This window comes from Methanotorris formicicus Mc-S-70, assembly GCF_000243455.1.
Lineage (GTDB): Archaea > AGJL01 > Methanococci > Methanococcales > Methanococcaceae > Methanotorris > Methanotorris formicicus.
The window spans coordinates 1-21,648 of the sequence record NZ_AGJL01000022.1 but is presented as its reverse complement, the minus strand read 5'-3'; the positions used below and the strand labels follow the sequence as shown (position 1 = coordinate 21,648).

Here is a 21,648-nt window from a genome sequence, read left to right as displayed (position 1 = left end):
TATACTTTAATCTTATATATTTAACTCGGTGAGAAAATGAAAAAGGTTATTACTGCAAAAACATCATGTAGTGAAGAAATGCTTGAAATTTGTGATAGAATATCAAAACTAAACATTGATTGTTTAATAGAATCAAGGGAAAATCTATTGAGGATTAAGATTTTTGGTTATGATAAGGACTCAGTTGTTGAAAATTACAGAACAATAGTATCGATAATAGAGAGAGTGCATGGAAAATATACAAAAGATGAAGAAGGTTTATATGAATACAGTTTAAGTGATTTAAAATATCCTGTAAACAAGGATTTGGTAATTGATACCTTAAAAGCATTAGGTCATAATGTTAAGTATTTAAAGGAAGAGGGTATTATTAAAACTTCACTTGAATTGGACAGTTTAAATGAGATTCTATATGAGTTAAATGAAATCTATGGGGAACTTGCATTTAAAAGAATTGGTTCAAAACCAGTAAAAAACCTTATTACTCTTGCTACTTATTTAACTGGAAAAGATGTTGATGAGATAATTGAAGAAGGACTTGAAAAAGGATTTCTCAGGGAAGAGAACGGAAAAATCGTACTTAATAAAGATATAACCTTAGCAAAAAAAGAACTTGCAGGAGTAGAAATTAAATAATCAAAGGAGGAGGTAAATATGGATAAAATGGTAAAAATCTTAGAAAAAAAAGAAAACTTAATAGAAGTTGAGTTGTTGAATGAAGACCACTCATTATGTAATGTATTGAAGGATATTCTATTAAATAAAGAAGGGGTTTTAATGGCTTCATATTCAATAGACCACCCAGTTTTAGATCCTGATACTGGAAGATGCATATCAAATCCAAAGTTACTAATTACAACCGAAAAAGGCGTTAATGCAGAGGAAGTTTTAAAGGAGGCATTAAAAGATTTAATAAAAATGTGTGATGAGTTATTACAAAATATAAATTAGAGTAAAATATAAAAAATATGAGAACAGTTAAAGTTAAATACCACTTATGATATTAATTTAGGTATAATCATTACATGCAAAAAATAATAACAAAATACTTTTTTAGTTTAAAATTATGAATTCAACCACAATAATAATTTAAATTTTAAGTTGGTTAATTGTAGCGACCATAACGCAGGTAATCATTGTAGTAATATTTATATAATAGGTTATGTATAATAATGATGCTCTATGCACTAATTAAATGGAGGCAATAGCATGGACAGAGAAAAGATACTGCAAGCAGTGAAGGAGGCTCGCCGCCTTGCGAAGCCGCGAAACTTCACACAGTCATTCGACTTAGTAGTGAACCTCAAGGAATTGGACCTATCAAGGCCAGAGAACAGATTAAAAGAGGAAATAGTGTTGCCTCACGGAAGAGGTAAAGAGGCAAAAATCGCGGTTATCGCAAAAGGGGATTTGGCGGCTCAGGCAGAAGAATTAGGACTAACTGTTATTAGAGAAGAAGAATTGGAAGAATTGGGAAAAGATAAAAGAAAAGCAAGAAAAGTTGCAAATGCTCATGATTTCTTCATAGCACAGGCGGATATGATGCCTTTGGTTGGTAGATATCTTGGTCCAATATTAGGTCCGAGAGGAAAGATGCCAAAACCAGTTCCTGCAAATATTAATTTAAAGCCATTGGTTGAAAGACTTAAAAAGACAGTTATTGTAAACACAAGGGACAAACCAATATTCCACGCTTTAGTTGGTACTGAGAAGATGAGTGATGAAGAAATTGCTGAAAATATTGAATCTGTTTTAAACACAGTTGCTAAGAAATACGAGAAGGGGCTTTACCACGTTAAAAGTGCATATACAAAACTCACAATGGGGCCAGCAGTTAAAATAGAAAAATAAGGGGATGAAAAAAATGACATCAGCAGTGGAAACACAACGTAAAATTGCCCCTTGGAAAATTGAGGAAGTAAATACATTAAAAGAACTCCTAAAAAGCAAGCCTATTGTAGCAATAATTGACATGATGGAAGTTCCTGCAAGGCAACTCCAAGAAATTAGAGACAAGATTAGAGGAAAAATGATTTTAAGAATGTCAAGAAACTCCCTTATTATAAGGGCAATTCAGGAATTATCTGAAGAAACAAACAATCCTGAATTTGCTAAACTTACTGACTATGTTGAGAAAGGGGCAGCAATCCTTGTTACAGACATGAATCCATTCAAATTATATAAAGAATTGGAGGCAAGTAAGACACCCGCTCCTATAAAAGGAGGGGCAATTGCACCTTGTGACATTAAAGTCCAAAAAGGTTCAACAGGAATGCCTCCAGGGCCATTCCTTGGAGAACTTAAGAGTGTAGGTATCCCAGCAGCGATTGAAAAAGGTAAAATTGCAATTAAAGAAGACAAGGTTGTTGTTAAGGCAGGAGAGGTCGTTTCGCACAAACTTGCAACAGTCCTTTCCGCATTAGGAATTAAGCCAATAAAAGTTGGGTTGAACTTACTCGCTGCTTATGAAGATGGAATCATCTACACACCAGATGTATTGAAGATAGATGAAGAAGAATTTATATCAAAAATACAAAATGCATACATGCATGCAGTTAACATATCAGTTAACGCAGCAATTCCAACAAAAGATACAATCGAATTACTCATACAAAAAGCATTCCTCAATGCAAGAGCAGTATCTATTGAAAGTGCATTCCTTACAGATAAAACAGCAAGTGACATCATTGGTAAGGCATACGCACAAATGCTATCTCTTGCAGGAAAACTTAGCGATGATGCATTAGACGATGAGTTAAGAGAGAAATTATCAGCAAATGCAAGTGCTGCTCTAACTCCAGCAGAAGAAGAGGGGAAGAAAGAAGAAGAGAAGAAAGAGGAGAAGAAAGAAGAACAGGCTGCAGTTGGTTTGGCATTATTGTTCTAAACAATTTTTCTTAAGAATGCATGTCACCGAAAAATATATATAAGATACTTGAAAATACAAAAGAAACTAATAAAATTATGGAAAAACATATAATCAACAAAGAAACACATTATAATTGTGGAGGTGTAATTTATGGAATACGTATATGCGGCATTATTATTGCACGCTGCTGGAAAAGAAATTACAGAAGATGCAGTTAAGAGCGTTTTAAGTGCAGCAGGTGTTGATGTAGATGATGCAAGAGTTAAAGCATTAGTTGCTGCATTAGAAGGAGTAAATATCGATGAGGCAATTGAAAACGCTGCAATGCCAGTTGCTGCAGCAGCTCCAGCAGCAGCACCAACTCCAGCAGCAGAAGAGAAGAAAGAAGAAGAGAAAAAAGAAGAGAAGAAAGAAGACACAACCGCTGCAGCAGCAGGACTTGCTGCATTGTTCGGATAAGTCCTCTATTTTCCTTTTTTATTTTATTTTGGGCATTTTAATTTGTATATTTAAATATTATTGTTTTTTTATTTATTGAATTTATATAGTTGGATGTTTTAATAATTCTTAAAAACATTTATATATTTTATAAATTAAAGAAATTATAACTATATGAATAACACTGGTGAAATCATGGAACCAAAGATAAAGATTGTTAATGTTGTTGTCTCCACACAGATAGGTAGTGATATTGATTTAGAAGAGGCAGCATTGATATTAGATAATGCTGAATACGAACCAGAACAATTTCCAGGATTAGTTTGCAGGTTATCAGAACCAAAGGTGGCTTTATTAATATTTAGAAGTGGGAAAGTAAATTGTACGGGGGCTAAAAGTAAAGAAGAGGCTGAAGTAGCAATTAAAAAAATAATTAAAGAATTAAAAGATGCGGGAATGGATATAATCGATGACCCGGAAGTTAAAGTTCAGAACATGGTTGCTACTGCTGATTTGGGAATTGAACCAAATTTGGATGATATAGCATTGATGATTGAAGGAACTGAATACGAACCAGAACAATTTCCAGGATTGGTTTATAGGTTGGATGACCCAAAAGTCGTGGTTTTAATATTTGGTAGTGGAAAAGTTGTTATAACAGGATTGAAGAAAGAAGGGGATGCAGAAATTGCATTAAATAAAATATTAGAAACCTTGAGAGAAATTGAAGAGATAAAATAAACACCTATTTTTCTCATCAATTTATGATTTAATTTTATTTTATTTTTTATTCAAATTTAATTGTAAAAATGGAGAGATATCATGATAACGATAATCGACTACAACGCTGGAAATTTGAGGAGTATCAAAAAGGCTGTTGAATTGTATGAGAGAAATGTGGTAATTACAAACGATAAGGAAGAGATTCTAAGTGCTGATAAAGTCATTCTTCCCGGTGTTGGTAATTTCGGAGATGCAATGAAAAATTTAGAAAATTTAAAAGATGTGATTTACAAAATTGTAGAAGAAAGAGTTCCATTTTTAGGCATTTGTTTAGGGATGCAGTTACTATTAGAGGAAAGCGAAGAATGTAAAGATATAGAAGGCCTCGGCATTATAAAGGGAAATGTAGTAAAATTTAAAAACGTTGATAAGATTCCACACATGGGATGGAACAACGTTAAAAAAGTAAAAGATATTCCCCTATTTGAAAATATAAAGGATAACGAATATTTCTACTTTGTGCATTCCTACTATGTGAATCCAACAGAGGAGGATGTAATAGTAGGAACATGCGATTATGGTATAGAATTTCCATGTGTTATTAATAAAGATAACGTCTATGCTACCCAATTCCATCCAGAGAAAAGTGGAAAAGTTGGGTTAAAGATGATAGAGAATTTTGTTGAATTGATTTAAATGTTTTCTTTTAATTTGTTTTTTGCCTTTCTTTTTAAATAGAGGTTTCCCAAAACCCCTGCAATTAATGGTAAAGGGGTTGCAATATAAATTAAACCTCCAAACATCGCAAGGAGTTTTTTGTGGAATCTTATATTTAACGTTGGATTTTTAAACATCATAGATTTTATCAGGGTTTTTTCTGATACATAGACAACGTTGTAACTCCATAATATGATATCAGATAGTGGTGTTGGACGTCCTCCAAAGGATGTTTTTCTCCTAATTATTGCCTCATATAAATCATCTGCACAATTTCCCTCAAAGTTCGTATACCCATTCCCAACCATTTTGGCAAGGTGGGCATCACTACTTCCTATAAATGACACTGGCTTTTTGTGGTAGTTTTTGATAACCTTTTCCAATGCAATGTTATTCACAATACCATCCCTATGGTATGCGTTAAAAACTTCAACACCATCCAACTTTAAATCAAAAATCTTGTCGTTTAATGCTTTACATATGGGGCTGTATGGATGGGGAGCAATTGCCAAACCCCCCTGTTCATGAATTTTTTCTACTGTTTCTTCTGCAGATAATCCACTCTGTATTTCTTCATTTAAAAATAATCCAATAATCTCCCCATCTTTTGACATGATTTCGCTACCTACAATAACTTCAATACTAAACTCTTTTTCAAGTTTTTTTGTCTCAATACCTCCCCTTATTGTATTGTGGTCTGTAACTGCAATAACATCCATTTTATTCTTTTTAGCATATCTCATAATTCTTCTCGGCTCTTCAACAGAATCTGGAAACTTCAATCCCATGTATTTCATTATGCCTGAATATTTTGAGTGTATGTGTAAATCTGCCCTCATAACGTCCCCCACAAAATATAATTAAAATATATTTGGAAATAAGTAATTCACTTTGCGGAACAACATAAAATTAACCAAACAACTTTAAAACATGCGGGATTTTTTCAATGATATCCATTGGAGTGTAGTAATAACCCTTCTCCTTCAACAACAAATCTCCAGCATAACCATTTATAAAGCATCCGCAACATGCAGATAAAAATGCCTCGTTTTTAGCATATAATCCCCCAATAATCCCACATAGAATATCTCCAGTTCCTCCAATAGTCATCCCACTGTTGCCAGTTTTGTTTATTTTTACGTTGTTTTTGTTGAATATTATATCATACTTTCCCTTTAACACAATAGTTGAAGATGGGAGGTTATCAAGATTTACTCCCATGTATTCAAACTCCCTTCTATGTGGAGTGAATATAAAATTCTCCCTAAATTCAAATTTCTCATAATCAATAACCTTTATGGCATCTGCATCAATAACAACCTTTTTATCCTTATCTATTCCCTCCAAAAATCCATTTACAAAACCCTTAGTTTCTTCATTAACACCCAGTCCATTTCCTAAAACAATGCAATCGTATTTTTTGGAGATTTCTATTAGTTTATCTATGCATTTTTCACCAATATAATCCCCCTTCAATTTGTATGTTATCAATTCTGGATTGGTTATTTTTTTAACAACATCTTTAACTGATGCTATAGATACAATATCCGCAAGTTTTAATGCTGCCAAACCTGCTAATATTGGTGCTCCAAAGAACTCCTTTGAACCTCCAATAACCAAAACCTTTCCATTCTCTCCTTTGTGAGAATTTGGATCCCTCTTTGAAAGTGCCTTTAAATCCCCCCAACCTACCACATACTCTGCCTCTTTTGGAATACCTATTGGCTTTACAATTAAATTATTTAATTTATTTATTGTCTTTCTCTTGTGGAAGGTAATAACTTTATCAGCATTTAGATTTCCAGTTTCAACATCAACACTTATGATTTTTATGTTGTCGTTCTTTCTTTTTATTTTATTTAATTTCTCTACCACTGTCCCATATGGTTCTCTAAGTTCCCCCCTAATCCCAGTTCCAAGCATGGCATCAACAACAATAGCTTTATCCAAATTTTCTATTTCATTTAAAATCTCAAGGATTTCATTTGGATAAGTGGCATTTTTAATTTCTATATTTCCAAATTCAGTAAGATTTTTTAAGATTTTGAAGTTTTCCCTTGCCTCATAAGTTTTTATATTTTCTTCCTTACCAAGGAGTATAACTTTGCATTTTCCCAAGTGTCTTGCAGTTGCAAATCCATCCCCACCATTGTTTCCAGTTCCACAGAAGATAAATATTGGCACATCTCCCAATTCTACCCTAAGATTATCAATTTCATCAGATACACATTTCCCAGCATTTTCCATCAACAAAATTTTTGGAATTCCAAGATATTCGCAGTTGTTATCAATTATTTCCATTTCTTTTGGGGATATGATTTCTTTTTCCTTTATCTTCTTAGTTAAGATTTTAAAAAGTTTCAAATTCATACCATCACCATGGAGTGCCTAACTCAAGAGTGTAATCTTTGCATAAAATCTCTATTGCCTTTATACAATCTTCAAGTGCATACTTCAAAATCTCTATGGATTTTTCCCCATATTCATCAACATTTATTGTAAAAGTGCAAGAATCTCCATTTTTTTCTATTGTTAACTTTCCAAAGTATATGTTATCATCTTCAACATACTCAAAGTAGGTTTTATATACATCATCTCCTCTGTATCTCCATGTTAATTTTGTAGAATATCCATAGAGTTGAGGACACGTAAGATACATATCAAATGAAATTGGTGGTTTTAATTTTCCTACAACCTTATGCTCACTCGTTCTATCTTCCACAAAAATTATCATTACTCCCACACCCTATAAAAATGCATGGTATTATTTATCTTGTTGATGCTATAAATCTTTAACTATACAACTAAAACTATAAAAACCATAGAATACAAAAATTTTATTGTTTTTAGAAGTTCTTCGAGGGGGAAAATGAAAAATTTTGATGCAATTTTTAATCCAAAATCAATAGCCATTATAGGGGCATCAAATACAGAGGGGAAGGTTGGTTATTCTATAATGAAGAACCTCATGTCATTTGAGGGGAGGTTATATCCAATAAATCCAAAGTATGATGAGATTTTTGGACTAAAATGTTACAAATCTATATTAGATGTGGATGATGAAGTTGATTTAGCAGTAATTGTTGTTCCTGCCCAGGCAGTTCCAAAGGTTATGGAAGAGTGTGGGGAGAAGGGGGTTAAAGGGGCAGTTATAATATCCGCTGGGTTTTCTGAAGTTGGGAATTGTGGGTTAGAGGAGGAAGTGAAAAAAATTATAAAAAAATACAACATCGCAACGATAGGTCCTAATTGCCTTGGTATAATGAACACCTACAACAACTTAAATGCAACATTTGGGAAGATATTTCCAAATAAAGGAAACATATCTATAATATCACAAAGTGGTGCAGTATTAACCGCCATATTGGATATCTCTCCATTATTGAACCTTGGATTTTCAAAAATCATTAGCATTGGTAATAAGATTGATGTCCAAGAGAGCGATTTGATGGAATATTTGATGAGTGATGAAACAATAGAGGTTGTGGTTTTGTATATTGAAGGGATAAAAGATAGGGGATTTTTGAATGCTGTAAAAAAACTATCAAAGGTAAAACCAATTATTGCATTAAAAAGTGGAAGAACTGAGGAAGGATCTAAAGCAGTATCTTCCCACACTGGAAGTTTGGCAGGGAGTGATGAGATTTACTCTGCGGCGTTTAAAGAAGGAGGAATTTTGAGAGCAGAAACATTTGAAGAACTTGTAAATCTAATGCATATCTTTTCAACACAACCACTTATGGAATCTAATGAAATAGGCATTGTTACAAATGCCGGTGGTTTTGGAGTCATGGCTACAGATATGTGTGAAAAATATGGCATTAAATTGGCGAATTTTGAGGAGAAAACAAAAGAGAAATTGAGAAAAAAACTCCCAAAAACTGCAACAATAAGCAATCCACTTGATATTATTGGAGATGCTGATACAGAGAGGTATAAAAATGCAATTAGTAGTTTAATGGAAGATAAAAATGTAAATGGGTTATTGATTATCCTAACCCCCCAAGAGATGACCAAACCATTGGAGGTTGCTGAGGAGATTGTGAAATTAAAATCCAATAAAAAGCCTATTGTAACATCTTTTGTTGGAGGAGTTTCAATAAAAGGAGCAAAGAGTTATTTGAGAAAGAATGGTATTCCAAGTTATATTACCCCTGAATCAGGGGTTGAGGCATTATCTTATCTATACAAATACAGCAAAATGAAAACAAAAGAAGATTGGGATGAATATTTGGAAAAAGTTAAGGAAGAGTTTGAAGAGATAAAAAACAATAACAAAGAAACCATTGAAAAATTATTTGCCAATCTGAATGAATATACTGCAAAGAAATTTTTGGAACTCCATGGCATTAAAATCCCAAGAGGATATATAGCAAAGAATAAAGAAGAAGCAATAAGATATGCAAAAGAACTCGATAGGTTTGTTATGAAAATTGTCTCTCCAAATATAATGCATAAATCAGATGCTGGATGTGTAGTTATCAATCCTGATGATGTTGGGGAAGCATTTGAAACAATTATCAACAATGCAAAGAAATATTTTGAGGATAATGAAATTGAAGGGATTATTGAGGGTGTTTTAATTGAGGAGTTTGTTGATGGATTGGAAATAATTATTGGTGGTAAAAGGGATGATATATTTGGGCCTGTTGTAATGACTGGGTTGGGAGGGGTGTTTGTTGAAGTATTAAAAGATGTTTCATTTGGAATCTACCCAATAACAAAAGAATATGCATATGAAATGCTGAAATCATTAAAATCCTATAAAATATTAGAAGGTGTTAGAGGAAGACCAAAGAGGGACATTGAATCTGTGGTTGATTTGATTGTAAAACTTGGGGTAATCATGGAATTATATGATGAGATAAAAGAGATTGATATGAATCCCGTGTTTGTAAAAGAAGATGGAAAAGGATGTTGTGTAGGGGATGCGTTGATAATATTGAAAAAATAAACAAAAGCAAAAATAAAATAAAATTAAGTAAAATAGTAAACTTATGGAGGGTTTTTAACCAACCCAATCCCAAAATGGGTTCTTGGGTTAGCACCCTCCACCAAATCCCTTAACTGCTAAATATTCCCCGCGAAGGAAGGATTTTTTCAATATTAAATTTACCTCATTTAAGAACTCTTTTGCTACCTTATCAAGGTAAATCTTAAATTCACCATCATAAACCAATTCATCATCTTCGCGGGGCTCTTTTATAATCCCTACTCCAAATTTAGGTCCTCTTCAACCAAATCCTGCAAAATATATTACTATGGAATCGGCATTTGCCTTTTCCAATTTTTTCTTAATAAACTCTAATGCATCTTCAGATATGTTAACTGGTATCATGTTCATCAACTTGAATTGTTATTAAAATCTCTAATGGTTATTAGAATTTTCTCATATATAAATGTTATGATAAAATTGTGTCATAAATCAACACATGCAATATAAAAATTAAAAAACTTAAAAACCACTATCTATAAATACACTAATAAGTTAAATAATTATAAATATTATTAAGTAGGTAGTATTTGTTTTTTGATTAAGGAATTGTGAAAAACAAAAAAATACAAACGAATTCTGATAATTGATTTTCTTCAAAAAATATTAATAGCATAGAAATTTAAAAATTTGTGAAAATTGGAGGTAAAAGTATGCAAATGGTTCCAGCATCTGCTTATGACAGAGCAATTACAGTATTTAGCCCAGAAGGAAGGTTATACCAAGTAGAATATGCCAGAGAGGCTGTGAGGAGAGGAACTACAGCAATTGGAATAAAGTGTAAAAGTGGGGTAGTTTTAGCAGTGGATAGAAGAATAACAAGTAGTTTAATTGAAATCAGTTCAATTGAAAAAATCTTCCAAATTGATGACCACATCGCAGCAGCGACATCAGGTTTAGTTGCAGATGCGAGAGTTTTAGTTGATAGGGCAAGAATTGAGGCACAAATAAACAGAGTTAATTATGGAGAACCGATAACTGTTGAAGCATTGGCAAAGAAAATTTGCGATATAAAGCAGGCATATACACAACATGGGGGGGCAAGACCTTTTGGTGTAGCACTTTTAATTGCTGGAATTGATAGGCACAGTGCAAGGTTATTTGAAACAGATCCAAGTGGAGCATTAATTGAATACAAAGCAACGGCAATAGGTTCTGGAAGACCAATTGCAATGGAAATTTTAGAGAAAAAATATAGTGAAGATTTAAATATTGAAGAGGCTATGGAATTAGCAATATACGTATTAAGTAAAACAACAGAGGAGTTAAAACCTGAAAATGTAGATATGGTTGTTATAAAAGATGATGAAAAGATGGTGGAGAAGATTCCATGCGAAAAGATTAAAGAGCTAGTGGACATAGTTAAGGAGAAAATAGAGGAAGAGAAAGAAAAAGAAAAGAAACAAGAAGAAGATGTAGAAGAAAATGAAGATAATGCTGAAAATGATGAAAAAGAAGAAGATTTCCAATAAATTATAATATTGAAAATCGATTTTAATTCCAAACTGATTTTTTAAATATTCATTCCATTTTTATGATTTTTCTATTGTTTTGTTTATAGTGTTAACCATAAAATAATAGAAAGATATATAAATAAAAAGAAGGGATTATTATGGTGTCCGTAGATAAGGCCGTTATTGCAAGATATCAATCACATGGAGAAAAGTTTGAAATATTGGTAGACCCTTACTTAGCCGCAAAATTTAAGGAAGGGCAGAACATAGATATTTCTGAAATTTTGGCAATGGAAGCAATATATAAAGATTCTGGAAAAGGGGAAAAATCTCCAGAGGACACGCTTCTTAAAGTTTTTGGTACAACAGATGTTAAAGAAATTGCAAAACAAATCATATTAAAGGGGCATGTTCAACTCACATCTCAACAAAGAAAAGAGATGCAAGAACAAAAAAAGAAACAAATTATATCCTTAATTGTAAAAAACACCATAAATCCACAAACTGACACTCCACATCCACCCAAGAGGATTGAGAAGGCTTTGGAAGAAGCCCGTGTTAGTATAGATATTTACAAAAGACCTGAAGAACAACTTCCAAGAATAATAAAAGAACTTAGGAAGATACTGCCAATCAAGTTTGAAAAAAGGGATATTGCTATTAAAATTCCCGCAGAATTTGCAGGAAATGCCTATCATATACTCCATCAATATGGATCTGTAAAGCAGGAAGAATGGCAACCTGATGGTTCTTTAATTGTTGTTATAGAAATTCCAAGTGGTATTGAAGCAGAGTTTTACGCTCATTTAAACAAAGTTACAAAAGGAAATGTCCAAACAAAGGTATTAAAAAGATACGGCATGTAAATTTAAAAAAACAAAAAATAGGTGGTAGTAATGGTATTTAGTCACACAAAGAAAGTTGGTCCTGCAGGGAGATTTGGTCCAAGATACGGTAGAAAAATTAGAGTAAGAGTCAGAGACGTTGAAATAAAAGCAAAGAAAAAATACAAATGTCCAGTTTGTGGATTCCAAAAATTAAAGAGAGTAAGTACCTCCATTTGGATGTGCGGTAAATGCGGGGCTAAAATTGCTGGCGGAGCATACACCCCAGAGACAGGTGCTGGTAAAGTTGTTACAAAGGCAATTAGAAGAGTCATTGAAAGCAAGAAGAAAGAAATCTAATTCTTTTTTAATTTTTTATAATACTATTTTGGTGGTTGTATGGTAGAGTACAGATGTGTAAATTGTAAAAAAATAATTACCTTAGATGAGTTAGGTTCAAAGGCAAAATGCCCCTACTGTAGTAGCAAAATATTGATAAAGTTGAGACCAAAAGTGGTCAAGTTGGTAAAGGCGAGGTAATATGGACAATATGATAATAACTACATCAAGAAAACCTTCCCAAAGAACGAGAAGTTTTGCCAATGATTTAGCAAGAGTTTTAAATATCGAGTACTTAACAAGGGGAAAAACTCCTTTAAGGGAGATTTTTGAAAGTTACGATAAAGTTATACTCATAGAGGAATTTAAAGGAAATCCCGGGAAGTTAAAAATTTATGATGTTTTAGGGAATAGAGTATTATCAATGTTCATATCAATTAAATTACAAAAGGAAGTTTGTGGGGAAAAAGTATACAACACCAACGGATTGGCAGTTGAATATACCGAGAATACAAAGAAATATTGTGATTTGTTTTTGGATTATGGATTTAAGTTTGTAGATAGTGATTTTGTTATGGGTTTTGAAGATATTCCTCCAACGGAGAAAAAGGTTCTTTTCTTCATACAGTTCTATAAAAACGATAGAAAAGTAGGGCCTTTGATAAGAGTTAAATCCATAAAGACTTTTGATGAAATTGATATTAAATAATCAATGTGAAAAAATGTCGAAGATAAATTCTTTTTGTTTGGAGATTAAGTTTGATTCTCCTGAAGAGGCAGAAGTTGTTTATAAAAGTATGTTATTAGAGCATTTAGAATCCCAGATAAAATCAAAAGGTACTATGCAACTAAATTCTAACGTCTTAAACATCCAAATTACTGCAGAAGATTTAAGTATTTTAAGAGCAGCGTTATATTCCTATTTAAGGTGGATAAAGGTTTCAGAGAATATCTATAAAATCTGCAAAGGATAAATTATTTTAAGTATTAGGTATAAAAGATAAATATAGTCGTTTGCATTATAAATAGCATAATCTCATTTTACATAAAAATTTATCGTTCTTTGTTGTGTTGAGTGAATGATAAATTTCTGCAAACGACATAAATAAATAAAAAAATAATTTTTAGGTGAAAGTATGGAATTGCCACCAAGTGTACAGAATCAAATTTTACAATTTCAACAACTTCAACAACAATTACAAATGATCGTTATGCAAAAACAGCAAATGGAAGTTCAGATGAAAGAAATTGAAAAGGCATTGGAAGAGTTGGGAAAAGCCGTAGGAGATGAAGTATATAAAATGGCTGGAGGCATTTTTGTTAAAAGAAATAAGGAAGATATTAAAAAGGAATTGGAAGAAAAATTAGAGACCTTAAAATTAAGAGTATCGACATTAACTAAACAGGAAGAAAAGATGCAAAAAAGATTAAGCGAACTACAAGAAAAATTACAGCAGGCAATAACATCCACCGCAGCACAGTAAAAATTTATTTTATTTATTTTTTCTTTAGGCTTTAATGCTATTTTTGGTGAATACCATGGAACCGACTCGGGAAAGTGTTAAGAATCTACTAAAATTTTTAAAAAACAATGAAATTCTATTTTTGTGTCACCACAATGCAGACCCAGATGCAGTTGGGGGATGTATTGCATTGAAGTATCTTGCAAAAACACTAAATCCATCTGGAAATTTCAAAATATCCACAAACTCTATAAGTAAGTTATCAAGGAATATCTTAGAGGAAATTGATGAGGATGTTGAAGTTGTTGAATATCCAAAATTACCAAAAACCGTTGTTTTGGTGGATACTTCATCAATAAACCAGTTGAGTGTTGATGAAAATAAATTGAAGGATTGTGATGTTGTTTTAATCGACCACCACAAAAAAACTGATTTGGTTAATCTATGCAAGTTTTATATTGTCGATGAAAAATCTCCATCCACTTGCGAAATCATATCTGAAATTTTTAGGAAGCTCAACGTATTCCCTCCAAAAAATATAAGGATTGCATTGTTATGTGGGATATTATATGATACAAAACACCTAAAACTTGCAAATGAAAGGACATTTGGTATATTAGCATATCTTATAAAAGGCATAAGTTTCCAAAAGATCCTCTACCTACTCTCTCAAGAAAGTGATAGGAGTAAGAGGATTGCTCATTTAAAGGCATGTAGTAGAATGGAGATTAGGGAGGTGGATGGTATTAGTGTTGCCCTATCCCATGTAAGTTCCCATGAGGCATCGTGTGCAAAAACCATCGTTAGTATAGGGGCAGATATTGCCTTTGTTGTGGCAGTTAGGAAGAGAGAAGGGGAAGTAAGGGTTAGTGCAAGATGTAGGAAAAATATTTCAAAAAAAGTCCATCTCGGCTCTTTAATGGAAAAAATAGGAAAAGAACTTGGGGGAGAAGGAGGTGGGCATAAAGAAGCGGCAGGATTAAATGCCCCCTATGGTGGGAAGAAAGATAAGGATGAAGTTATAAAAGAGGTTTTAAATTTATGTTTTAAAAGGTTTAAGGAAGAATGGGAAAAATAAATAAGGTGAATTTAATGGCAAAAAAAAGAATTGAAGAGAATGAAGTGTTTAAAAGTTATTTCAAAAATTTAACAGATAGAGAAAGGGCTGTTTTTGAAGGGGGGATTACTTTAGGAGCCTTATTCCACCAATTTGTTGGAACTCCGGTGAGTTTAAACAGCAAAGAAACTCTTGAAAAAGCAATTGAAGAATCCATGAAAAACCAGCCATGTGTGGAAGATATTGAGGTTAAGATAAACGGTAACTTTGAGGATGGAAAATACCTATCTTTAACCGGAGAAATGCTTGATGTTAGATTAAAGATAAAGGTAAATGAAACCACTGCTATTTTGAGGTTAAGATATATAGAGGAGTTGGATTATCCTTTGATGTATGTTGAAGAAATTACCTCATAGGTTTTATCCCATAACCCCACGTGAGGTTAGTGTTGTTAGCGAGCATATCAACAATTGAAGGGGAGTTGTTGTCTTCCACAAATGTAGATGGGGAGATGTAGAGGAGTGTGGTATTGCCTTTTGAACCTTTTTTCTTATTTTTATCTGATTGGATACTGTTTATATAATGATACGCATCTACCAATGTTTTAACGGTAACGTATGTTGTGTTATTTATATTTCTTATTTTATAGATACCATCCTTTGTAATATCATAACTAAACACATAATCCACTTTAAATGTAAATCCATCAACCATTGTTATGTTCTTTATGTCAAAAATATAATCAAGTCCATATCCCATTTTACTGTACTTTTCACTTACGTTGTTTAAATAGAGGATTGTTAAAGTTTCTGCCCTCTCTTCTATAAACTTCAATGCATCACTTGTATTGTCAAAAAATGGATTTCGCTCCCCATTATTATATCTCTCAATAACGTAAAGTTCAGCATCATTCAACGCCTTATTGAATATCTTAGGAAGTGCGTTATTGACAACATGCTCAACTGCAGAGGATTTTAAATCAACATCAGATGCTTTCATTTCATTTAATACTGCTTCCTTATGGAGATCTATTGTTTGATAAACCAAAGTTCCTGTTAAAAACAACAACAACACCAACGTAATCATAGTTTGGGATAGATACATAATTAACCACCATAAACTTTAAGTGAAACCTTTATTGGCACAGAACTTTTGAAGTAGTAAATTGCAATGCCTTTATTATTTTTATTTAAATTTAGATAATTAAGTGCCTCCTCCTCACTCATAAAGTATTTATCAGTTATTTTTAAAGTTCCACCATCTTCATAGATTCCATACCAACCTTCAGTTCTATTCATTAAAACCACAGTCGAAGCCAAAACATAATCGCCATTTGTATTTCCATTAGATATGCTATAATTCCCAATAGTTAGGTTGTAATTTTTAAATTTTATCCTATTTTTTATAATTTCTTCTGCAAGATTTGCCCTATTGTTATTCAAAAGTAGTATTGCCACTTCAATAGTTCCATCATCCACAAGGGATTTTAGTTGATAATTTACCTTATCATACAAGATGCCTGTTTCTAAGGCATCTTTATATGCATCAGTGTGTCCGACCATTGAAGATGCAAAAAAACCTATTCCCACTAAAATAACAACAACTGCTATTACAATATCACTATCAAATAACATAGAAATCCCCTTAACTCATTTCAACATGGCAAGAGATATTGCAAGGTCTTAACTTCAACACATAAACTGTATAATCACATATAATTTTTAAATGTACTCTATCATTTGCCTTTATTAGTTTAAGTTCATTTGGTTCATGGATTTCAATAACCTTTGTGAAGTTTGTATCTTTAGGCGTATTGTTGAGAGAGATATTGAATGGAACACCGTTCACCAAAAATACTGCGTATGTTTCACTATCGGATGACGCCTCAATATTTGGTATGCATCCATCAGACATAAAATACAACACATCTCCACTAATTAAATCTTCCAATATGTTATTGTCTGTATATTTCCAAGTTTTTATTGGAACCAATAGGTTCCTACTCTTGACGTATGTGTTCTTCCAATCAATACGTGATGCTAAATTTAGAGGGGAGGTGTTAACGTTTGATACAATCTCAACTGGAGAATTGTTAACAAAATAAAATTTTTTGGACATTGTAATGTTTGCGTAGGGATTAAATGTCCCAGGCATCCTTTCTAATCCCCAATACCTTTTTGATACATTCTTTAAAAATTCAATATAATCAGATTCGTATCCATTAGATGGCAACTCCGCCTCTTTAAATAAAACATCAACTATTAAATCACACTTTTCAAATTTTCCAATATCCCTTATTTCTTCCAAGGTTGTTAGGTAGTTGTGTGTATATGCCATATAACCAACATAAAAAATACCAACAAACGCTAAAACTATCGCTATTGCCTCATAGGTAATTATAAATCCTTTTTTTGATATTATTTTTTTAATCATAACAACCACGTAAAATTATTTGATGTAGATTGATAACTCCTTATCCACATAAAAATCCCCAAAATCTACACGGATTCCGTTAACATAACTACCACTACTTTCAACATCCCCCTCAACTTTAACACCATCGTTAGTTGGGATAAAGGTGATTGTTTTTTCGCTATCCACAACAACCTTTTTATCTGCAAAATAAATTGTATATGTTTTAGTTCCCATGGGTTCGAAAGTGGTGTTTATTGAAACATCCTTTGAATATGCTATTAAGGCGTAGTTCTCAAATACATCTGCAATGGCATAAGCCCTATTTGCTATTTCAGAATCTTTTAGTTGGTCGATGGTATTAAATACATTGTAATATATAAATGCAGAGACTATTAAAAGAAACATGGCCGCAAGGATGGCGTCAAGTGTTATCTGACCCCTTTTATGGGAAATCAATTTCAACATAGTTATCACGCCTTGTGAGGTTTATAGGCACCACATTCATACCAGTTTGATAATCCTTATTTGCCACGATATCTATACTACACGTTGCAGTTATGGAGTAACCATTTCCAATAAATGTTATGGTTTTTCCATCAACTTTCCAAGTTCCTGGTGGAGATTTTATATAAACGACTTTTGAAGAACCTTCATCAGATAATGCTAACAATTCAATGTTTGTTTTTAATTTAGACATTGCAGCATGAGCTAAACTTGCAGATGCACTTTTAACACTCTTATCCATTCCATACAACCCAGGTCCCATGGTGGTTATAACCACAGCCACAAGAAATGCAAGGATTATTATGGTAAATTCCAACGATATCTGTCCTCTCATACTCTCACAATTTTAATGATCATCATTTTTCCAATACATTACATATGAAAACTCCAAAGGTTCTGAAGATGTGGTTGTATAACTTATCGCAGGCACATCAAAAAGTTTAGGGGCTATACTTATATCATAACCAATTTTAGGGGACAATGTGTTATCTATCATAGGGTTTAACACATCATCATCCGATGCCCCTACATCTCGACACATGATTTTTGAGTCATGTTCCTTAACCCATTCGTTGTAAGATGGCACCCACACATCAATATCCGCACTTTTAATAAGCCTATAATAACCTTTCAGAACTATGGGTGTTGGGATAACAACACTAATCATCTCAGTATTTTCATTTTTTGTAATTTTGCCACTAACGTATAGTTTGAAATTGTCAAGTTTTATCCCATATCTTTGAGCCATTGGGAAGAGTTTATCCAAACTTAAAACCTTTATGTTTGACATAACTCCGGGTTCACCAACGTCAAAGTTTTTTGAGTGGTCATTATATGTCAAATAACCTTTAAAATTTCCATCTATTGAAATTTTATATGTTGTATATGGCGGAATCCAAAAACCCTCTCTCCCATTTAGCGTTGTAATATCAATTGGAGAGGTAATACTCCAAACATCCCCATAATTGTACATTTCACTTTTACTTATTTCTCCACCTGTAATGTTTTTTGTGAATTGAATAATGGCAGAAGGTTCATTTAAAGTCACTTCTACAGCATGTTTTGGTCTTCTGAGGGATTTGTCATAACAAAAATCATTTAAATCATACGGATTTTTGATTATTTGGAGATGTTTGGGGGTTAAGTCCCATACAACCCACATATATTTGTCGTAATTTGATGACTTGATTTTATAGTCAATCTCATCTTCCCTCCCCAAACAAATTACATAATCCTGTATCTCTAAAATCTTGTTTGGTGTGGTAACAAAAATTGGATATGGGTAAAGATTCGTAACCTCCCCCGTTAATTTAAAATCTATATTCATAGTGGCAAAGCCACCCAATCCATTAAGTTCAACATCATAAACATAAAATTCATCCTCCTCTGCATTAACAGATAATACAACAAGAAATACAACAAACACCATCATGAGATCTTTCCACATTTTCATAGATATCCCCAATTATTATATATTTAAATATTAAATATTTCTTTTTTAATTTTAATATTTTTTGGATGATTCCACCAATCTACTTGGGTAATTAGCAATCTTTTGTTGTTGTGGGGTATTAAGAGCATATCTGGAGTATCAACATAAAATTCTGGGTGATAGTAATAATCTTCATACCTTATTACACAATCTGGATTGTAGTTGTTCTCACACAGGCATGTACTCTCCACCGCTACAATCTTACCATCATCCAACTGAACAAGTAACCACGTATGCCCAATAGGTTTTTTTGTCTCAGAATCTATTACTGTACCACATGCAATATATGTCTTAAAACCATAACCTTCCAAAATCCACTCCAATTGACATGATGCCTCTGAACAGTCATAATAATTTTCTTCGTATGGGGGGAGTTTGATGGTCTTTAAAATATATCTTAAGGTATTTATATCCCTCTTTTTAACATCCGGATACATTTCATCAGAAATTTTATAGTAGTTTTTTGGAAATCTATCCATATTTGGATAATTTTTTGGTACATCATGGTCTAAAAAGATACTATCAACTGCATTATTGTTATTATTGTTGGTGTTATTTAACTCCTCATAGCATCCACAAAATAAAACTATGGAAATACACATTAAGTATGATACAAATCTCATAGCAAATCCCTTAATCCTGTTCTTTTGATCTCTTTGATTTTACAACAAAAACCATATCCTTAGGATCTATTTGTATGATATCTGGAATCTTATCACTTGGGATGGAAATAATAAGGAGATAGTCAACATTCTCATCAAATATTTGGGTATCGTCCTCAATTTTATTTAACTTATCTCCATATTTTCCAAACTTCTCTTTTATTGTTTTATAATCAAGTCTGCCTATGACGGTTGCATGCAGTACTCCCGGAAGGTTATTCAGGTTGTAGGAGATACTTGAAGAGGATGATGAGGAATAACTATCGCCATATTCGTTTAAATTAGTTGATACAGATTTGGTTTCACTATAACTTATTGATGACAAGATTACATAAGATGAATCAATAATACCATAGGTTACAAAGGAGCCGTCCTTACTGTATATTGAGATGATATCATTTCTATGTGGTAGTTTACCACACTGTTTTGCAGATATTTTAATTGCCACAGTACTTAGTTGGGATACTGGAGTTATAGACAGTGTTTTAAGTTCAGATAAAGTCCACATGTTCCTATACTTTTCTATCTCTTCCTTTGACATAAATTTTGATTTTCCATTTATCTCCACGTAGTAGTATTCATCACCAGATGCTAAAACCCTATCTATTTGGTTGTCTATTATGTTCCTGATGTCCTCCTCAATATTTACACTTTTGAATATCTTATCTACCTCTTCAATAGAATTTGCCCCCATAATTTTACGTACAAGTTCTTGGGCTTTTAAACTCTGTGAATAGAAATTCCCATACATGCTTTTAATCTGCTGAATGGTTATATCTTTATAATTCTTTAACTGGAGATAAACCCTTGCATCATTCATTACCTTATGAATCTCCTCTGTAGACTCAGCCTGCTGTATTCTTGTGATAAATGCAATTTTCTCAGGATCTCCAGGATATTTAGCAAATACTTTATCTAAAGTTTCTATTGCAGTTTGTTTTTCTGATTCTAATTTGAGCATTTCCTGAGATTTTGAAGTAACATATATGTTGTACCCAACAAGGATGATAATGATAAATATAATAATTATTAACACAATTTTTATTTTCTTTGCTGGAATTGTTTTAGATCTCTTTGTTTTTGACTTTAACTTCCTGATTTTATTGGTAAATTCCCCGGTGGTCATATTACCCCCCATACTACAAAATGAAGTAAATTCATAGTCACTTCGGAATTATACTATAGAATGATAAATAAGGTTAAATTCCAAATAAAGTATGATTTATCTTTTTAATTTTATGAAGAATACGATCATTTATAAACGATTATTTATTTATCTTTATAATATATTTTGAATTATTAATATAATTATGTATGTAGTTTACTATGAAGTTTTTTACATTCTCATTTATGGTATAATCTGGCACTATATAGATAATAACCTCGTTACTGGTTTCATTCAAATACATTCCAGCATATGTTAATGTTTCATTTGCGTAAGTCCCGTTGTAATGGGAGTTTACTAAAGAGACTGCTGTTTTAGCAGAGATATCTATTTTATCAATGGTTCGTTCTTCTTCATTGAACAAACCATTAATGACATTTGTTATTGAAGAAACCACAATTACAAGAATGATAAGGAGCAGTATTGAAAATTCAATAGATGTTTGCCCCATTTTTGAGTTAAAAATAAAATTGGGCATACTATCCCCACATATGGTTCTTAAAAAACAGTATTGCCAAAACAATCAAATATGC

Annotated in this window: 30 protein-coding genes; 17 read left to right on the top strand and 13 right to left on the bottom strand. The window is 32.5% G+C overall.

The genetic code is table 11. The annotated features are described in order from the left end of the window. The first annotated feature begins 36 nt into the window (after positions 1-36). The 7 genes from METFODRAFT_RS05000 (at position 37) to hisH (ending at position 4,726) form a co-directional block, all read left to right on the top strand. A complete protein-coding gene (locus METFODRAFT_RS05000) occupies positions 37-636 on the top strand; it encodes a DUF2067 family protein (protein ID WP_007044464.1) in 600 nt (199 codons plus the stop codon). An 18-nt stretch (positions 637-654) separates the two neighbouring features. Beyond that, the gene (locus METFODRAFT_RS04995) at positions 655-951 is read left to right on the top strand and encodes a DNA-directed RNA polymerase subunit L (RefSeq protein ID WP_007044463.1); all 297 of its coding nucleotides are present in this window, start codon (positions 655-657) and stop codon (positions 949-951) included. Between the two features lie 258 nt (positions 952-1,209). Beyond that, positions 1,210-1,851 (top strand): 50S ribosomal protein L1, encoded by a 642-nt coding sequence (locus METFODRAFT_RS04990; RefSeq protein ID WP_007044462.1) that lies wholly within the window; start codon positions 1,210-1,212, stop codon positions 1,849-1,851. A 25-nt stretch (positions 1,852-1,876) separates the two neighbouring features. Further along, positions 1,877-2,887: a 50S ribosomal protein L10 gene (locus METFODRAFT_RS04985; protein ID WP_048115605.1), complete on the top strand. Its 1,011-nt coding sequence runs from the start codon at positions 1,877-1,879 to the stop codon at positions 2,885-2,887. Positions 2,888-3,019: 132 nt separating this feature from the next. Next, positions 3,020-3,328, top strand: a complete 309-nt coding sequence (rpl12p, locus tag METFODRAFT_RS04980; RefSeq protein WP_007044460.1) for a 50S ribosomal protein P1 — start codon at positions 3,020-3,022, stop codon at positions 3,326-3,328. Between the two features lie 174 nt (positions 3,329-3,502). Then, the gene (locus tag METFODRAFT_RS04975; protein ID WP_048115597.1) at positions 3,503-4,048 is read left to right on the top strand and encodes a TATA-box-binding protein; all 546 of its coding nucleotides are present in this window, start codon (positions 3,503-3,505) and stop codon (positions 4,046-4,048) included. Positions 4,049-4,129: 81 nt separating this feature from the next. Next, positions 4,130-4,726, top strand: a complete 597-nt coding sequence (gene hisH, locus METFODRAFT_RS04970) for an imidazole glycerol phosphate synthase subunit HisH (protein ID WP_007044458.1) — start codon at positions 4,130-4,132, stop codon at positions 4,724-4,726. Here hisH and METFODRAFT_RS04965 read toward each other — a convergent pair. From METFODRAFT_RS04965 to METFODRAFT_RS04955, 3 genes are all read right to left on the bottom strand, one after another. Continuing rightward, complete coding sequence (locus METFODRAFT_RS04965; RefSeq protein WP_007044457.1) at positions 4,723-5,586, bottom strand: PHP-associated domain-containing protein; 864 nt, start codon at positions 5,584-5,586, stop codon at positions 4,723-4,725. The two genes, hisH and METFODRAFT_RS04965, sit on opposite strands and share 4 nt — an antisense overlap. A gap of 70 nt (positions 5,587-5,656) precedes the next feature. After that, positions 5,657-7,117: a bifunctional ADP-dependent NAD(P)H-hydrate dehydratase/NAD(P)H-hydrate epimerase gene (locus tag METFODRAFT_RS04960; RefSeq protein WP_007044456.1), complete on the bottom strand. Its 1,461-nt coding sequence runs from the start codon at positions 7,115-7,117 to the stop codon at positions 5,657-5,659. Between the two features lie 4 nt (positions 7,118-7,121). Further along, a complete protein-coding gene (locus METFODRAFT_RS04955; protein WP_007044455.1) occupies positions 7,122-7,481 on the bottom strand; it encodes a hypothetical protein in 360 nt (119 codons plus the stop codon). A 135-nt stretch (positions 7,482-7,616) separates the two neighbouring features. On the opposite strand from METFODRAFT_RS04955, the gene acs reads away from it, so the two are divergent. Beyond that, positions 7,617-9,701, top strand: a complete 2,085-nt coding sequence (gene acs / locus METFODRAFT_RS04950) for an acetate--CoA ligase alpha subunit (protein WP_007044454.1) — start codon at positions 7,617-7,619, stop codon at positions 9,699-9,701. Positions 9,702-9,788: 87 nt separating this feature from the next. On the opposite strand, the gene METFODRAFT_RS11720 is transcribed toward acs, so the two are convergent. Then, positions 9,789-10,085: a HesB-like protein gene (locus tag METFODRAFT_RS11720; RefSeq protein WP_281034038.1), complete on the bottom strand. Its 297-nt coding sequence runs from the start codon at positions 10,083-10,085 to the stop codon at positions 9,789-9,791. A gap of 308 nt (positions 10,086-10,393) precedes the next feature. Between METFODRAFT_RS11720 and psmA the strand changes: the two genes are divergently transcribed. The 9 genes from psmA to METFODRAFT_RS04905 all read left to right on the top strand — a co-directional run bounded on the left by psmA (position 10,394) and on the right by METFODRAFT_RS04905 (position 15,293). Continuing rightward, positions 10,394-11,212 carry an archaeal proteasome endopeptidase complex subunit alpha gene (gene psmA, locus METFODRAFT_RS04945; protein ID WP_007044452.1) on the top strand — a complete coding sequence of 273 codons (819 nt, stop codon included), beginning with the start codon at positions 10,394-10,396 and terminating at the stop codon, positions 11,210-11,212. A gap of 140 nt (positions 11,213-11,352) precedes the next feature. Beyond that, positions 11,353-12,060, top strand: coding sequence for a ribosome assembly factor SBDS (locus METFODRAFT_RS04940; RefSeq protein WP_007044451.1), 708 nt, complete (start codon positions 11,353-11,355; stop codon positions 12,058-12,060). Between the two features lie 30 nt (positions 12,061-12,090). Next, the gene (gene rpl37A / locus METFODRAFT_RS04935) at positions 12,091-12,378 is read left to right on the top strand and encodes a 50S ribosomal protein L37Ae (RefSeq protein ID WP_007044450.1); all 288 of its coding nucleotides are present in this window, start codon (positions 12,091-12,093) and stop codon (positions 12,376-12,378) included. A 39-nt stretch (positions 12,379-12,417) separates the two neighbouring features. Continuing rightward, positions 12,418-12,558, top strand: coding sequence for a DNA-directed RNA polymerase subunit P (locus METFODRAFT_RS04930; RefSeq protein WP_007044449.1), 141 nt, complete (start codon positions 12,418-12,420; stop codon positions 12,556-12,558). Position 12,559: 1 nt separating this feature from the next. Continuing rightward, entirely contained in the window at positions 12,560-13,066 is a 507-nt protein-coding gene (locus tag METFODRAFT_RS04925) for a ribosomal biogenesis protein (RefSeq protein ID WP_007044448.1), read from the top strand. A gap of 13 nt (positions 13,067-13,079) precedes the next feature. After that, on the top strand, positions 13,080-13,331 hold the full coding sequence (locus tag METFODRAFT_RS04920; RefSeq protein WP_007044447.1) for a KEOPS complex subunit Pcc1: 252 nt from the start codon (positions 13,080-13,082) through the stop codon (positions 13,329-13,331). 162 nt (positions 13,332-13,493) lie between these two features. Next, entirely contained in the window at positions 13,494-13,841 is a 348-nt protein-coding gene (locus tag METFODRAFT_RS04915; RefSeq protein WP_048115595.1) for a prefoldin subunit beta, read from the top strand. Between the two features lie 55 nt (positions 13,842-13,896). Then, positions 13,897-14,898: a DHH family phosphoesterase gene (locus METFODRAFT_RS04910; protein ID WP_048115593.1), complete on the top strand. Its 1,002-nt coding sequence runs from the start codon at positions 13,897-13,899 to the stop codon at positions 14,896-14,898. A 14-nt stretch (positions 14,899-14,912) separates the two neighbouring features. Next, positions 14,913-15,293: a dihydroneopterin aldolase family protein gene (locus METFODRAFT_RS04905; protein WP_048115591.1), complete on the top strand. Its 381-nt coding sequence runs from the start codon at positions 14,913-14,915 to the stop codon at positions 15,291-15,293. On the opposite strand, the gene METFODRAFT_RS04900 is transcribed toward METFODRAFT_RS04905, so the two are convergent. The 9 genes from METFODRAFT_RS04900 to METFODRAFT_RS04860 all read right to left on the bottom strand — a co-directional run bounded on the left by METFODRAFT_RS04900 (position 15,283) and on the right by METFODRAFT_RS04860 (position 21,593). Further along, positions 15,283-15,981 carry a hypothetical protein gene (locus METFODRAFT_RS04900; RefSeq protein WP_007044443.1) on the bottom strand — a complete coding sequence of 233 codons (699 nt, stop codon included), beginning with the start codon at positions 15,979-15,981 and terminating at the stop codon, positions 15,283-15,285. The two genes, METFODRAFT_RS04905 and METFODRAFT_RS04900, sit on opposite strands and share 11 nt — an antisense overlap. 2 nt (positions 15,982-15,983) lie before the next feature. Then, on the bottom strand, positions 15,984-16,511 hold the full coding sequence (locus METFODRAFT_RS04895; protein ID WP_007044442.1) for a hypothetical protein: 528 nt from the start codon (positions 16,509-16,511) through the stop codon (positions 15,984-15,986). A gap of 10 nt (positions 16,512-16,521) precedes the next feature. Next, entirely contained in the window at positions 16,522-17,310 is a 789-nt protein-coding gene (locus tag METFODRAFT_RS04890; RefSeq protein ID WP_007044441.1) for a hypothetical protein, read from the bottom strand. 15 nt (positions 17,311-17,325) lie between these two features. Next, a complete protein-coding gene (locus tag METFODRAFT_RS04885; RefSeq protein ID WP_007044440.1) occupies positions 17,326-17,757 on the bottom strand; it encodes a hypothetical protein in 432 nt (143 codons plus the stop codon). Beyond that, entirely contained in the window at positions 17,735-18,130 is a 396-nt protein-coding gene (locus tag METFODRAFT_RS04880; protein ID WP_007044439.1) for a class III signal peptide-containing protein, read from the bottom strand. Before METFODRAFT_RS04880 ends, METFODRAFT_RS04885 begins: the two co-directional genes overlap by 23 nt. 12 nt (positions 18,131-18,142) lie before the next feature. Then, positions 18,143-19,249 (bottom strand): hypothetical protein, encoded by a 1,107-nt coding sequence (locus METFODRAFT_RS09720; RefSeq protein WP_007044438.1) that lies wholly within the window; start codon positions 19,247-19,249, stop codon positions 18,143-18,145. A gap of 23 nt (positions 19,250-19,272) precedes the next feature. Next, positions 19,273-19,911, bottom strand: coding sequence for a hypothetical protein (locus METFODRAFT_RS04870; RefSeq protein WP_007044437.1), 639 nt, complete (start codon positions 19,909-19,911; stop codon positions 19,273-19,275). A 10-nt stretch (positions 19,912-19,921) separates the two neighbouring features. Continuing rightward, complete coding sequence (locus tag METFODRAFT_RS04865; protein WP_007044436.1) at positions 19,922-21,076, bottom strand: DUF515 domain-containing protein; 1,155 nt, start codon at positions 21,074-21,076, stop codon at positions 19,922-19,924. 139 nt (positions 21,077-21,215) lie between these two features. After that, the gene (locus METFODRAFT_RS04860) at positions 21,216-21,593 is read right to left on the bottom strand and encodes a class III signal peptide-containing protein (RefSeq protein ID WP_007044435.1); all 378 of its coding nucleotides are present in this window, start codon (positions 21,591-21,593) and stop codon (positions 21,216-21,218) included. Positions 21,594-21,648: the final 55 nt, after the last annotated feature.

What these genes read in the sequence shown, in the direction of transcription:
- acs (WP_007044454.1), top strand. Translation starts at nt 7,617, where the DNA reads ATGAAAAATTTTGATGCAATTTTTAATCCAAAATCAATAGCCATTATA.
- METFODRAFT_RS04910 (WP_048115593.1), top strand. Translation starts at nt 13,897, where the DNA reads ATGGAACCGACTCGGGAAAGTGTTAAGAATCTACTAAAATTTTTAAAA.
- METFODRAFT_RS04860 (WP_007044435.1), bottom strand. Translation starts at nt 21,593, where the DNA reads ATGCCCAATTTTATTTTTAACTCAAAAATGGGGCAAACATCTATTGAA.
- METFODRAFT_RS04995 (WP_007044463.1), top strand. Translation starts at nt 655, where the DNA reads ATGGATAAAATGGTAAAAATCTTAGAAAAAAAAGAAAACTTAATAGAA.
- METFODRAFT_RS04960 (WP_007044456.1), bottom strand. Translation starts at nt 7,117, where the DNA reads ATGAATTTGAAACTTTTTAAAATCTTAACTAAGAAGATAAAGGAAAAA.
- psmA (WP_007044452.1), top strand. Translation starts at nt 10,394, where the DNA reads ATGCAAATGGTTCCAGCATCTGCTTATGACAGAGCAATTACAGTATTT.
- METFODRAFT_RS05000 (WP_007044464.1), top strand. Translation starts at nt 37, where the DNA reads ATGAAAAAGGTTATTACTGCAAAAACATCATGTAGTGAAGAAATGCTT.
- METFODRAFT_RS04920 (WP_007044447.1), top strand. Translation starts at nt 13,080, where the DNA reads ATGTCGAAGATAAATTCTTTTTGTTTGGAGATTAAGTTTGATTCTCCT.
- METFODRAFT_RS04890 (WP_007044441.1), bottom strand. Translation starts at nt 17,310, where the DNA reads ATGATTAAAAAAATAATATCAAAAAAAGGATTTATAATTACCTATGAG.
- METFODRAFT_RS04885 (WP_007044440.1), bottom strand. Translation starts at nt 17,757, where the DNA reads ATGTTGAAATTGATTTCCCATAAAAGGGGTCAGATAACACTTGACGCC.
- METFODRAFT_RS04990 (WP_007044462.1), top strand. Translation starts at nt 1,210, where the DNA reads ATGGACAGAGAAAAGATACTGCAAGCAGTGAAGGAGGCTCGCCGCCTT.
- METFODRAFT_RS09720 (WP_007044438.1), bottom strand. Translation starts at nt 19,249, where the DNA reads ATGAAAATGTGGAAAGATCTCATGATGGTGTTTGTTGTATTTCTTGTT.
- METFODRAFT_RS04880 (WP_007044439.1), bottom strand. Translation starts at nt 18,130, where the DNA reads ATGAGAGGACAGATATCGTTGGAATTTACCATAATAATCCTTGCATTT.
- METFODRAFT_RS04965 (WP_007044457.1), bottom strand. Translation starts at nt 5,586, where the DNA reads ATGAGGGCAGATTTACACATACACTCAAAATATTCAGGCATAATGAAA.
- hisH (WP_007044458.1), top strand. Translation starts at nt 4,130, where the DNA reads ATGATAACGATAATCGACTACAACGCTGGAAATTTGAGGAGTATCAAA.
- rpl12p (WP_007044460.1), top strand. Translation starts at nt 3,020, where the DNA reads ATGGAATACGTATATGCGGCATTATTATTGCACGCTGCTGGAAAAGAA.
- METFODRAFT_RS04865 (WP_007044436.1), bottom strand. Translation starts at nt 21,076, where the DNA reads ATGACCACCGGGGAATTTACCAATAAAATCAGGAAGTTAAAGTCAAAA.
- METFODRAFT_RS04895 (WP_007044442.1), bottom strand. Translation starts at nt 16,511, where the DNA reads ATGTTATTTGATAGTGATATTGTAATAGCAGTTGTTGTTATTTTAGTG.
- METFODRAFT_RS04900 (WP_007044443.1), bottom strand. Translation starts at nt 15,981, where the DNA reads ATGTATCTATCCCAAACTATGATTACGTTGGTGTTGTTGTTGTTTTTA.
- METFODRAFT_RS04905 (WP_048115591.1), top strand. Translation starts at nt 14,913, where the DNA reads ATGGCAAAAAAAAGAATTGAAGAGAATGAAGTGTTTAAAAGTTATTTC.
- METFODRAFT_RS04955 (WP_007044455.1), bottom strand. Translation starts at nt 7,481, where the DNA reads ATGATAATTTTTGTGGAAGATAGAACGAGTGAGCATAAGGTTGTAGGA.
- METFODRAFT_RS04925 (WP_007044448.1), top strand. Translation starts at nt 12,560, where the DNA reads ATGGACAATATGATAATAACTACATCAAGAAAACCTTCCCAAAGAACG.
- METFODRAFT_RS04915 (WP_048115595.1), top strand. Translation starts at nt 13,494, where the DNA reads ATGGAATTGCCACCAAGTGTACAGAATCAAATTTTACAATTTCAACAA.
- METFODRAFT_RS04930 (WP_007044449.1), top strand. Translation starts at nt 12,418, where the DNA reads ATGGTAGAGTACAGATGTGTAAATTGTAAAAAAATAATTACCTTAGAT.
- METFODRAFT_RS04940 (WP_007044451.1), top strand. Translation starts at nt 11,353, where the DNA reads ATGGTGTCCGTAGATAAGGCCGTTATTGCAAGATATCAATCACATGGA.
- rpl37A (WP_007044450.1), top strand. Translation starts at nt 12,091, where the DNA reads ATGGTATTTAGTCACACAAAGAAAGTTGGTCCTGCAGGGAGATTTGGT.
- METFODRAFT_RS04870 (WP_007044437.1), bottom strand. Translation starts at nt 19,911, where the DNA reads ATGAGATTTGTATCATACTTAATGTGTATTTCCATAGTTTTATTTTGT.
- METFODRAFT_RS04975 (WP_048115597.1), top strand. Translation starts at nt 3,503, where the DNA reads ATGGAACCAAAGATAAAGATTGTTAATGTTGTTGTCTCCACACAGATA.